Source organism: Acidocella aminolytica 101 = DSM 11237, from assembly GCF_900129125.1.
Lineage (GTDB): Bacteria > Pseudomonadota > Alphaproteobacteria > Acetobacterales > Acetobacteraceae > Acidocella > Acidocella aminolytica.
The window spans coordinates 142,688-153,996 of the sequence record NZ_FQVJ01000004.1 but is presented as its reverse complement, the minus strand read 5'-3'; the positions used below and the strand labels follow the sequence as shown (position 1 = coordinate 153,996).

Annotated in this window: 11 protein-coding genes and 1 pseudogene; 5 read left to right on the top strand and 7 right to left on the bottom strand. The window is 60.5% G+C overall.

Annotation, left to right across the window (positions count from 1 at the left end; genetic code table 11):
* Nucleotides 1-44: 44 nt before the first annotated feature.
* The 6 genes from rplS to qhpR form a co-directional block, all read right to left on the bottom strand.
* Nucleotides 45-431 (bottom strand): 50S ribosomal protein L19, encoded by a 387-nt coding sequence (rplS, locus tag BUB54_RS03825; protein ID WP_048879048.1) that lies wholly within the window; start codon nucleotides 429-431, stop codon nucleotides 45-47.
* Between the two features lie 26 nt (nucleotides 432-457).
* Entirely contained in the window at nucleotides 458-1,159 is a 702-nt protein-coding gene (gene trmD, locus BUB54_RS03820) for a tRNA (guanosine(37)-N1)-methyltransferase TrmD (RefSeq protein ID WP_048879049.1), read from the bottom strand.
* Nucleotides 1,156-1,674, bottom strand: coding sequence for a ribosome maturation factor RimM (gene rimM, locus BUB54_RS03815; RefSeq protein ID WP_048879050.1), 519 nt, complete (start codon nucleotides 1,672-1,674; stop codon nucleotides 1,156-1,158). The genes trmD and rimM overlap by 4 nt, the downstream gene beginning before the upstream one ends.
* 15 nt (nucleotides 1,675-1,689) lie before the next feature.
* Nucleotides 1,690-2,037: a 30S ribosomal protein S16 gene (gene rpsP, locus BUB54_RS03810; RefSeq protein ID WP_048879051.1), complete on the bottom strand. Its 348-nt coding sequence runs from the start codon at nucleotides 2,035-2,037 to the stop codon at nucleotides 1,690-1,692.
* Between the two features lie 27 nt (nucleotides 2,038-2,064).
* Nucleotides 2,065-3,438 (bottom strand): signal recognition particle protein, encoded by a 1,374-nt coding sequence (gene ffh / locus BUB54_RS03805; RefSeq protein WP_048879052.1) that lies wholly within the window; start codon nucleotides 3,436-3,438, stop codon nucleotides 2,065-2,067.
* 123 nt (nucleotides 3,439-3,561) lie between these two features.
* Nucleotides 3,562-4,593 (bottom strand): AraC-like transcriptional regulator QhpR, encoded by a 1,032-nt coding sequence (qhpR, locus tag BUB54_RS03800; RefSeq protein ID WP_048879053.1) that lies wholly within the window; start codon nucleotides 4,591-4,593, stop codon nucleotides 3,562-3,564.
* Between the two features lie 284 nt (nucleotides 4,594-4,877).
* On the opposite strand from qhpR, the pseudogene BUB54_RS21995 reads away from it, so the two are divergent.
* A pseudogene (locus BUB54_RS21995) lies at nucleotides 4,878-5,204 on the top strand (DUF3237 family protein).
* A 617-nt stretch (nucleotides 5,205-5,821) separates the two neighbouring features.
* Here BUB54_RS21995 and BUB54_RS03790 read toward each other — a convergent pair.
* Nucleotides 5,822-7,249: an aldehyde dehydrogenase family protein gene (locus BUB54_RS03790; RefSeq protein ID WP_048879054.1), complete on the bottom strand. Its 1,428-nt coding sequence runs from the start codon at nucleotides 7,247-7,249 to the stop codon at nucleotides 5,822-5,824.
* A 135-nt stretch (nucleotides 7,250-7,384) separates the two neighbouring features.
* On the opposite strand from BUB54_RS03790, the gene BUB54_RS03785 reads away from it, so the two are divergent.
* From BUB54_RS03785 to BUB54_RS03770, 4 genes are read left to right on the top strand one after another with little or no spacing between them, the layout of a single operon-like run.
* The gene (locus tag BUB54_RS03785) at nucleotides 7,385-8,440 is read left to right on the top strand and encodes an ABC transporter ATP-binding protein (RefSeq protein WP_048879055.1); all 1,056 of its coding nucleotides are present in this window, start codon (nucleotides 7,385-7,387) and stop codon (nucleotides 8,438-8,440) included.
* On the top strand, nucleotides 8,437-9,588 hold the full coding sequence (locus BUB54_RS03780; RefSeq protein ID WP_241869384.1) for an ABC transporter substrate-binding protein: 1,152 nt from the start codon (nucleotides 8,437-8,439) through the stop codon (nucleotides 9,586-9,588). Before BUB54_RS03785 ends, BUB54_RS03780 begins: the two co-directional genes overlap by 4 nt.
* 55 nt (nucleotides 9,589-9,643) lie before the next feature.
* Nucleotides 9,644-10,522 carry an ABC transporter permease gene (locus BUB54_RS03775; protein WP_048879056.1) on the top strand — a complete coding sequence of 293 codons (879 nt, stop codon included), beginning with the start codon at nucleotides 9,644-9,646 and terminating at the stop codon, nucleotides 10,520-10,522.
* Nucleotides 10,512-11,297, top strand: a complete 786-nt coding sequence (locus BUB54_RS03770; protein ID WP_048879057.1) for an ABC transporter permease — start codon at nucleotides 10,512-10,514, stop codon at nucleotides 11,295-11,297. Before BUB54_RS03775 ends, BUB54_RS03770 begins: the two co-directional genes overlap by 11 nt.
* The last annotated feature ends 12 nt before the right edge of the window (nucleotides 11,298-11,309 follow it).

The window sequence follows — 11,309 nt, the reverse complement described above, 5'->3', positions numbered from 1 at the left end:
ATCAGCAAGGGCGCGTTGCCCTTGGCCGGGGCAACGTTGCCGTCTTACTCGGCGGCCTGGGTCTCGGTGACCTCGCGGGCCTTCTCGGCGATACGGGCGGACTTACCGCGGCGGCCGCGCAGATAATACAGCTTGGCGCGGCGCACATCGCCACGGCGCATCACCTTGATGTCGGCGATGATCGGCGCATAGAGCGGGAACACGCGCTCCACACCCTCACCGTAGGAAATTTTGCGCACGGTGAAGGAGGAGTTGATGCCGCGGTTGGAGCGCGCGATGCAAAGGCCCTCGAAGGCCTGGATACGGGAGCGCTCACCTTCCTTCACGGTCACGTTCACGCGCAGCGTGTCGCCGGGGCCGAAGGCGGGGATGTTCTTGTTCTCGGTCAGCTTCGCAATTTGCTCGGCTTCGAGCGTCTGGATGATGTTCATGGTTGGGTCCTTCTCGAAAAGGGTCTTTAAGGCGCGGCGGCGCCGGTTGCAACGTATTGGGCGTAAAGGTCGGGTCTGCGGTTTTGCGTGATGGCGACGGCCTGCCCCTGCCGCCATTTGGCGATAGCGGCGTGGTTACCGGAGGTCAGCACCTCTGGTACGACGTGGCCCTGCCACTCGGCGGGGCGGGTGTAATGTGGGTATTCTAGCAGCGGGAGCGAGAAACTCTCCTCCGTGCCGCTCTCCGCATGCCCCATCACGCCGGGCAGCAGGCGGATCACCGCATCCAGCAGCACCAGGGCAGGCAGTTCCCCACCGGAGAGCACATAATCCCCGATGCTGATCTCCTGGCCCTGCCGGGCTTCGATCACACGTTGGTCGATCCCCTCAAACCGGCCGCAGACCAGGATTGTGCCCGGCCCCTCCGCCAGTTCCCGCACCTTCGCCTGGGTAAGAGGCGCACCGCGCGGGGTGAGGAAAATCAGCGGTCTGTCATCCGCCACGGAGCCGATGGCTTCATCCACTACATCCGGGCGTAGCACCATGCCCGCACCACCGCCAAACGGCGTGTCGTCCACCGCGCGGTGGCGGCCCAGCCCGAAATCACGCATATCCGTGACTTTCAGGCTCCATTTTCGCTCCTCCAGCGCCCGCCCGGCGAGAGACTCGCCAAGCGTGCCGGGGAACATGGCTGGGAAGAGGGTCAGCACATCTGCGCGCCAACTCATTCGCCCGCCTCCTTTGCGTCCACTTCCAGCGGCGGGTTCACCACCACATAACCTTCCGCGATTTTCACCTGCGGCACACAGGCCTTGGTGAAGGGAATCAGCCGCCCACCCGGAGACAGCTCCAGGCTGGCCCCTGCGCCATAATCCAGTACATTCCCCACTTTGCCGAGTATCTTGCCACTCTCATCAAGGGCATCAAGTCCGATCAGATCGGCCAGATAAAACTCTTCTTCCTCGACCTCCGGCAGAACGGAGCGAGGGAGGAACAGTTCGGCATTAGTGAGGCGTGCGGCTTCGTCGCGGTCCGTGATCCGGCGCTTCGTGCTGTTGGAAACCTCGCTGATCCAGGCGACATTGTCATGCGCCCACTCAAGCGCGAAACGCCGCCCCTTAGCGTCGGCAAGTACATGCTCGGCGAGAAGCTCAGGCTCCTCCCCATAGCAATGCACGCGCACTTGCCCGTGCACGCCATGTGGCTTGCCAATTACACCCATCAGGATCAGCCGGTCTTCCATTACGCCCTTGCTGAATTAAGCGGCGGCTTCGGCCTTGGCCTTGGCGGCGGCGCGCTCCTGGGCCTTCTTCTTCGGCGCGGACTGCTTCGGCTGCTCGGCGCGCTCGGTGGTCTTCACTAGGTCAACCTTCGCGAGGAAGCGGGCCACGCGGTCGGTCGCCTGCGCGCCATTGCCCAGCCAGTACTGCAGACGCTCGGTCTTCAGGGTCACGCGGTCGGCGTGGTCGGCGGGCAGCATCGGGTTGTAGGTGCCCACGCGCTCAATGAACTTACCATCGCGCGGCGCGTTCACGTCGGCGATCACGATGTGGTAGAACGGACGCTTTTTGGCACCGGCGCGGGACAGGCGAATCTTAACAGACATAGGAACTCCTTGGTTAAATCGTGAAAATCAGAAAGGTTTGCGGCCGCCCTTGGCGCCGCCCATGGCGGCTTGCATCTGGCGCATCATCGCCTCCGGGCCGCCCATCTTGTTCATCCGCTTCATCATCGTTGCCATGTCGTCAAACTGCTTCAGCAGCTTGTTTACATCCTGCACAGAGGTGCCGGACCCCGCCGCCACGCGCTTCTTGCGGCTGGCCTTCATGATATCCGGCGCCCGGCGTTCACCCGGTGTCATTGAATTGATGATGGCGATATGGCGCTTGAACACGGTCTGGTCGAGATTCGCGTTCTCTATCTGCTGCTTCATCTTGCCGATCCCCGGCAGCAGCCCCAGAATCCCGGAGAGCGACCCCATTTTGGAAATCTGCCTCAACTGTGCCGCGTAATCCTCAAGGTCGAACTTGCCCTTCGCCATCTTCTTGGCGAGCTTCTCTGCCTCAACCTTGTCAATCGTCTCGGCGGCCTTTTCCACCAGCCCAACGATATCGCCCATGCCCAGAATCCGCCCGGCGATACGCTCCGGGTTGAACTCATCCAACGCATCCAGCTTCTCACCCTGGCCGATCAGCTTAATCGGTGCGCCAGTAACGGAGCGCATGGAAAGGGCCGCGCCACCGCGAGCATCGCCATCCAGCCGAGTTAGCACAATGCCTGTGATGTTCACGGCCTCGTTGAAGGCGGTGGCGGTGGTCACGGCGTCCTGGCCGGTCATGGCGTCCACAACCAGCAGCGTTTCCACCGGGTTCACCGCGGCGCGGATCGCCTTCACCTCCTCCATCAACGCGAGGTCGATGGAAAGCCGTCCGGCCGTATCCAGAATCACCACGTCGTAGGATTCGCGTCGCGCCGTATCCATCGCCCGGTTGGCGATCTGCAGTGGGGGCTGCCCGGCGATAATCGGCAGGCTCGTCACCTCGGCCCGCTGAGCCAGCTGCTCAAGCTGCAACTGCGCGGCCGGGCGCTGCGTATCCAAGCTTGCCAGTAGCACCTTTCTGCGCTCGCGGGTCTTCAGCCGCAGTGCGATCTTGCCGGAGGTGGTGGTCTTGCCTGAGCCCTGCAGGCCGACCATCAAAATCGGCAGCGGGGCAGGGGCGTTCAGGTTCAGAGGCACCGTCATGCCGCCCAGCGCCTCGATCAGCGCATCATTGACGATCTTCACCACCATCTGGCCGGGGGTGACGGAGCGCAGCACTTCCGCGCCCACTGCCTGTTCCCGCACCTTGGCGACGAAATCCTTCACAACGGGCAAGGCGACGTCCGCATCCAGCAACGCAAGACGGATTTCCCGCAGCGCGTCGTTGACATCAGACTCCGACAGCGCCCCGCGGCGGCGGAGCCTTTCGAAAATATCCCCGAATTTGCCCGACAAATTGTCGAACATGTGATCTGATCTCCACAACAGCGTTTAGTGTGCTTTCGCACAACGCGAAACGCGCCGTGGTGCGAACCCTCGCAGCACGGCGGTTTTAACCAGGGCAGGCAATGCCCTCCTTAGCCGGTCAAGTCAAGAGGCGAGCCATTTTTGCGCCCGAATCTGCTCCGGCGGGGCGCCAAACCAGCGGCGGCAGGCGCGCGAGAACGGGCTGAGTTCAGCATAGCCCAAAAGCTGCGCGATGCTGGAGATGGAAAGATGCGGCTCCCGTAAATAGCTCTCCGCCAGGGCCTTGCGCACATCCTGCACCGCCTCGGCATAGGTCAGCCCCATCTCGTTCAGGCGCCGTTGCAGGGTCCAGCGCGCGAGCCCCAGCGCATCCGCCACCTCCAGAATCGGCGGCGAGCCATCCGGCAGGCGGGAGCGTATTTCCGCCCGTACCCGCGCTTCCAGCGGCACCCGGCCCTTGGGCAGCCGGCGCCGATACGCTTCCGCCGCCAACCGGGCGAACCGCGCGGCATCCGCCCCAGGCATCCGGCGAGAGAGATCACCCGGCCGGAATACGATGGCATTAGTCCGCTGGCCAAAAAACACCGGCGCGCCAAAAACCGCCTCATGCGTGGTCCGCCCCTCGGGCTCGGGATGCTCAAAATGCACCTCGGCCGGGTGGAACCCGGGCCCATACGCCTCCCGCAGCAAATTCTGGAACATCGCAATGGTGAGTTCCGCATCCTGCCGGCGTTCGAAAATCCGCCAGTCCAAAATCCGGTATTCCAGCCGCAACAGCCCTGCCTCCTCCACCAGTCGCGCCTCACTGGCCTCCTGGTGCAGCGGAAACAAATCCGTAAACTGCCGCAACGCCATGCCGATGCTGGGGGCCGCCAGCGCAATATCCCCCACCAGCCCATGGCAAGAGGCCGGGAAGGAGCGCCCATAGAGCAGCCCAAAATCGGTCCGGCCTGAAAGCCCGGCCGCGCGCTCCATCACCTCCACGTAAGAAGACAACGCCAGCCTGCCCTCATTGCCGGCGTTCAAATGGCCCGCATCAATCCCCGCAGGCCCGAAGATCCGGTCTGCGTCGGCACCCAGCGCCCTTAATAGGGGCAGCAGCCCAGCCGTGGCGCACAACGCCACCTGAGCATCCTGCCCTGCCTCAAAACCCATTTTTCTGGTCCTCCGCCCGGTTTGCCCGCGGTCGGCGTTTTTCCTCTGATGGGGAAGAGTAGGCTGGGATTGGGGTGGCAGGCAAGCGCAACCGGGGCTGGGCGCCCAAACTGCATTGTGGATGCCTGGAGCCTGCAACCAGGAGGGCAGATAATGAACGCACTGGCGCTTACATTCGTGGCGGATATCTTTGTGGAGGTGGGGCTCCCATTACCATAGGCGAAACCGGGGAGGGGCTGCGCCGTGTGGTGTCGATTCGGGGCGAGCGCATTTAGGGGCCGAATCTGCAAGGCGAGATTCTGCTCACCGGAGCGGATTACCAGCTTATCCGCGCGGACGGCTACACCACGCTGGACGCCCGCTACGTCGCCCGTATGGCGAACGGGGCGGTGCTCTATATCACCAATCTCGGCTTGCGCTAGGGCGTGCCGGAACTGATGGAGAAAATCACACGCGGCGAACCCGTATAGCCCGAGCAGATTCATCTCCGCACCACCTCGCGCTTTGAAACCGCCGACCCCAGCCTAACTTGGCTCACTCGCCCCCTTTTCCTCGCCACGGTCGTCCGCCGTCCCAAGTTGGTGGAGGTGAAGGTGTTTGAGGTGGGGTGAGAAACATCTATACAACAATAAAGTCTCTTTGTGTTTAGTTTGAGTTCGAAGTTGCTGTATCAAAATAATTTAGGGTAGAAACTACGATGCTGTTTGAACAACCTGTGATGCGCTCGTAACCACAATCTCCCAAATAGTTCGTAAGGAAGATATCCAAATTCTCCTTTAGGCCGACAACTTGTGCAAGAGGAACGTATGAGTAGGCGGATGAAAGCTGAGAGCCGTCTGTCATTGGAGAATCTGGAACACTTACGAATATGATTTGGTATTCGCTTGTGTCGAGACTTTGAGATAAAAGATAACGGTGTGAGTTGGTGATAGCTTCTTTTACATCAAAAAGACTTTGATTTCCTAAAGTGTCGTTATCGTTAACACTTCCTTGAACATAAACCATCTCGTTGTCTGTTTTGGCGAATGCCGACTAATTTATGGTCGCCAATAAAAAGGCAAAAAAGCCTAGCAAATGTACTCGCATATCCCGACATAATTCGCATAGCGGATATTCTGCGATTTAATTTTGAAGTGTTATCAATGGATTTTCGAGTCTCTTGTCTCTTAAAATTGCAAAAAAATGGTTTGGTGTGCCGAATCGTCCCGCTCGGCACACCAAAGTTTAACTACCCCCCGTACCCCACGATGCTCTTAATCTCCAAGAAATCGTGCATGGCCCAGTCAGCATATTCCCTTCCATTGCCGGACTGCTTGTACCCGCCGAAAGACGAGTAAAAATCCATGTCCGGGTAGTTCAGAAACACCGAGCCCGCCCGCATCTGCGCTGCCACATTGCGGACTTTTTCAATATCTTTGCCTTGCACATAGGCGGCCAGGCCATACACCGTGTCATTGGCCATCTCCACGGCCTCGTCCAGCGTGTCATACGGCATAATCGAGAGCACCGGCCCGAAAATTTCTTCCTTCTCGATGGTCATGCCCGGCTTCACATTGGCAAACACGGTGGGTTTGACAAAATAGCCCTTATTCAGCCCATCCGGCCGCCCGGTGCCGCCGCAAGCCAGCGTTGCGCCTTCATCAATCCCGGCCTGGATCAACCGTTGCACCTTGTCCCACTGCATCTGGCTCACCAGCGGCCCCAGCACCGTGCCTTTGGCAAAAGCAGGGCCGGGGGTTTGCTTGTTCGCCTCGTCCACCGCAATTTCCACCGCCTTGTCATGCAGGCTGACGGGCACCAGCATCCGCGTCGCCGCGTCGCAAGATTGCCCGGTATTGATAAAGCACGCGCCAATCCCTTGGCGCACCGCGCTGTCCAAATCCACATCATCCAGCAGAATATTGGCGGATTTCCCACCTAGCTCCTGGCAGACGCGCTTTACCGTCGCCGCCGCCTCCCGCGCCACAATGGTGCCCGCGCGGGTGGAGCCGGTGAAGCTCATCATATCCACATCCGGGTGCCCGGCCATTACCTGGCCCACCTCTGGCCCGGTACCGTTTACCAGGTTGAACACGCCAGCGGGCACGCCCGCCTCATGCATCGCCTCGGCAAAAATCAGCGCGTTGATGGGCGCGATCTCGGAGGGCTTCAACACCATCGTACAGCCCGCGGCCAAGGCAGGAGCCACCTTGCACACAATCTGGTTCAGCGGCCAGTTCCAGGGCGTAATCAGCCCGCAAACCCCAATTGGCTCCTTCACCACCATGGTGCTGCCACGCTTTTCAGAGAACTCAAACGTTTTGAGCTTCTCAATCGTCGCCATGAAATGCTGCTGGCCCACCCAGGCCTGCGCCTCTTTGGCAAAGCCAATCGGCGAGCCCATTTCCTTCGCGCACGCCTCGGCGATTTCGTCATAGCGCTTGTTGTAGGCGGCAAGGCAGGCTTCCATCAGTTCCAGCCGCTCCTTGCGGGAGAAGCGGGAATAGCTCCTAAACGCCGCTTTCGCGGCTGCCGCCGCCTTGTCCACATCGACGGCTGAACCACCGGAAATTTCGGTAAAAACTTCCTCGGTCGAGGGGTCGATAACCGGAATGCGGTTGGGTACCACAGGGTCTACCCACGCACCGTTAATATAAAACTTCAAATGGTCGGGCATGTGTCTCCTCACGGGTAAGGTCAGGCGAGACTATGACCGTTCGCCGGAAAATCCGGTTGACCCCAGAATACAGCCAGCCCCGCCTGTGTTCACAGGTCAACAAAATAGCGGAGATCGCATGGCAATCCTGCTATTATGGACAATACGGGATATGACCGCGTGAAGGCAGGTGCGCAGGTGACGCAGCCGATTGTGCAACTCGAAGGGGTGGCCAAAAGCTATGGTGGGGCGGTGGCGCTCTCGCGTGTGGATCTCACTGTCCATGCCGGGGAGTTTTTCACCCTGCTTGGCCCCTCCGGGTCCGGTAAAACCACCAGCCTGCGCCTCATCGCGGGGTTTGAATGGCCGGATTCCGGGCGGATTTTGCTGGATGGCCAGGACGTCGCCTCCCTGCCGCCGTTTGAACGCGCGGTGAACACGGTGTTTCAGGATTACGCCTTGTTCCCGCACCTCACGCTGGTTGAAAACGTCGCCTATGGCCTGCGCGCCAAGAAAATGCCAAAAACCGAGGCCCACGAGGAGGCTGAAAAAGCCCTGGCCGCCGTGCAACTAGCGGATTTCGCGGGCCGCAAACCCGCCCAGCTCTCCGGCGGGCAGCGCCAGCGCGTTGCCCTAGCACGTGCCATGGTCAACCGCCCCCGCGTGCTGCTGCTGGACGAACCCTTGGGCGCCCTGGACCTCAAACTCCGCCACCAGATGCAGCAGGAGCTGAAACGCCTCCAGCACGAAACTGGCATCACCTTCATCTACGTCACGCACGACCAGGATGAAGCGCTCTCAATGTCAGACCGAATCGCCGTATTCTCCCAAGGTAGAATCGAACAAGTCGGTACCGCGTATGATTTGTACGAGCGCCCGGCCAGTGAATTTGTGGCGGATTTCGTCGGTTCCTCGAACATTCTCGGCAACATGCTGCTGCGGCCGGAAAAGCTGCATCTTCTCCCCCATGCCCATGCGGTGCCGGAAGGGTTCGAGAAGCGGCACGGTTTAGTGCGCGAGGCCGTCTATCTCGGCGCTGTCACCCGTTACATCGTGGCGCTGGAGGCTGGCGGCACCATGCAAGTGATGGAGGCGAATATCGTGCCCGTGCAAGGCGCTCTGCGCTTCGCGCCGGGGGATGCGGTAACGGTGGCTTGGCCGCGAGCGGCCTCGGTTGCCATTGGTGGGTCAAGCAACAAGGGAGAGCAATGATGAGAGACGGTTTTAAACGTAAACTCGCTAAGCTGGCTTTATACCTGTCGGTGTCTTTGCCTTTCGTCCAGGGCGCGGCAGCGGCTGAGCCTTTGCAGGCCATTGGCAAGGGAGAAGGCGTGCTGAACGTGATCGCCTGGGAAGGCTACGCGCAGGATGACTGGGTCAAACCCTTCGAGGCCGCCACCGGCTGCATGGTCCACGCCAAATATGCTGGCTCGTCAGACGAAATGGTGGCGCTGATGCGCTCCGGCGGCGGCAACCAGTACGATGTCGTCTCCGCCTCCGGCGATGCCACGCTGAGGCTCATCTACGGCCACGACGTGCAGCCCATCAACATAGCGCTCATCCCGGCCTGGAAGAACTTCATCCCCCAACTCAAGAGCCCGGCCTTCAACACCGTGAAGGGCGTGCATTACGGCGTCTCGTATGAATGGGGACCGAACACGCTGCTCTACAATACCAAGGTGTTCCCCACGGCGCCCTCCTCCTGGTCCGTGATCTATAACCCGAAATATAAGGGCAAGATCACCGTGCCGGATAACCCCATCCAGATCGCGGACGCAGCTTTGTACCTGTCCAAGAAAGACCCCGCGCTCGGCATCACGGACCCGTATGAGCTGAACCAGACGCAGATGAACGCGGTTGTGAAGCTGCTCAAGGCGCAGTCCAGGCTCATTAAGAAATACTGGGCCCTGGCATCGGACGAAATTCAGCTCTTTACCTCTGGCGATGCTGTGGTGGGCGCGGCTTGGCCCTACCAGACCAACACGCTGCAGGCCGCCAAGGTGCCGGTGGCTGAAACCATCCCGCAGGAAGGTGCCACCGGCTGGGCGGATACCTGGATGATCGCCGCCAAGGCCCCGCACCCCAACTGTGCTTATGAATGGATCAACTGGGTTACCACGCCTAAAGTGCAGGCGGAGCAAGCGATTTATTTCGGTGAAACCCCGGCCAACACCCTGGCCTGTAAAGAGATGGACGCCCAGCAACCCGGCTCTTGCGCTCAGTACCACGCCAACGCTCCGGCCTCTTATTTCGACCAGATCAAGTTCTGGAAAACCCCTCGAAAGGATTGCGGCAATGGTAAATATAATTGCCTGGATTATTCCGCTTGGCAGCGCGAATGGCAGATCATCAAGGGATGATCTTTCTGAACCAGCAGAGGGGCCTTGCCCCTCTGTGTTTTAAAGGGCAGGGGCAATGAGCCTGTCTAAATCCCTATCTCGCTTTGGCTGGCGGCGTCCGGGAGCGGCCAGCGTGGCGTTGCTCGGCTTGCCGATGGTTTGGTTCGCGGCCTTGTATCTGGCGGCCATCGGGGCGCTGCTCATCACCTCCTTCTGGACGGTGGACGACCTCAGTGGCGACCTGATTCCCGGCTTCTCCCTAACCAACTTCCAGCAGTTGTTTTCGGTGCCAGTCTATACCCACATCGCCCTGAGGACAATCGGCATTGCCGCGGCGGTGACCATCACGGACATCATCCTCGCTTGGCCGGTGGCCTACGCGATGATCCGCCTCGCTGGCCCCCGCCTGCGCGCGGCGATGATGGCGGCGGTGATGGTGCCGCTCTGGTCTAGCTATCTGGCCCGGGTTTATGCGTGGCGGCTGATCCTCTCCCATGACGGCCTCCTGAACTGGACGCTGATGGAAATCGGCCTGCCGCGCTTGCATATCGGGTACAGCAACTGGGCCATGTGGATCGTGTTCTCTTACCTTTGGCTGCCTTTCATGATCCTGCCCGTGGCGGCGAGTGTGGAGCGGATTCCTCCTAGCCTGCTCGAAGCTTCGGCGGATCTTGGCGAGCGTGGCTTCGCCACCTTCCGACGCGTGGTGCTGCCCATGGCGCTGCCGGGCATGGTGGCGGGGGCCATTTTCACCTTCTCCCTCACGCTGGGCGACTACGTCACGCCGATGCTGGTGGGCGGGCGCGGGTCAGATTTCATCGGTAACGTGGTTTATTCAAATGTGGGCGTCACCAACAACATTCCCTTCGCGGCGGCCTATGCGGTGCTGCCCTTGGGCGTGATGGCGGTATTCCTGCTTATCGCGCGGAGATTGGGGGCGTTCGATGCGCTCTGAAACCCTCATCTGGGCCGTGGTGGCGGCCATCTTCGCCTTTTTGTTCATCCCCATCCTGGTGATCGTGCTCTACGCCTTCTCCGCCGCACCGATTCCTGCATGGCCTATCGCCGGATTCGCCCTGCACTGGTTCGCGGATACTTGGGCCGACCAAGCAGTGCGCCAAGCCTTGGTACTCTCCTTAAAAGTGGCCGCTGTGGCCACCATCGCCGCGATGATTCTGGGCACCCTGGCCTCCATGGCCGTGGCACGGATGCAAAGCGCCGCGAAGGAGGTGGTGAGCTTCATCGCGGTGCTGCCCATCGCGCTGCCGGGTATTCTCACCGGCATGGCGCTTGCGGCTTATTTCGCCTTTTGGGGAATCAATCTCTCTTACTGGACCATTGTGGCAGGGCACGCGACCTTCTGCGTGGTGATCGTCTATAATAATGTGGTGGCCCGGCTACGGCGGATGCCGCGCTCCCTCACCGAAGCCTCGGCGGATCTGGGGGCGGATGCCTTCCGCACCTTCCGCCTCATCCAGTTGCCCATGATGGCCAGCGCCATTGGGGCAGGGGCGTTGCTAGCCTTTGCGCTGTCTTTCGATGAAGTAATCGTGACCACCTTCACCGCCGGCGCGCAGAATACCCTGCCGCTCTGGATTTTCGGCGCCATCCGCCTCGGCCAACAACTGCCGGAGGTGAATGTGGTGGTATTCGCCATCATTCTGTTCACCGCGATTCCCGTGCTGCTGGCACAGAAGCTCATCGGCGAATCGGGCAAAGTGGCGCGTTAAGGGGAGGGGGGC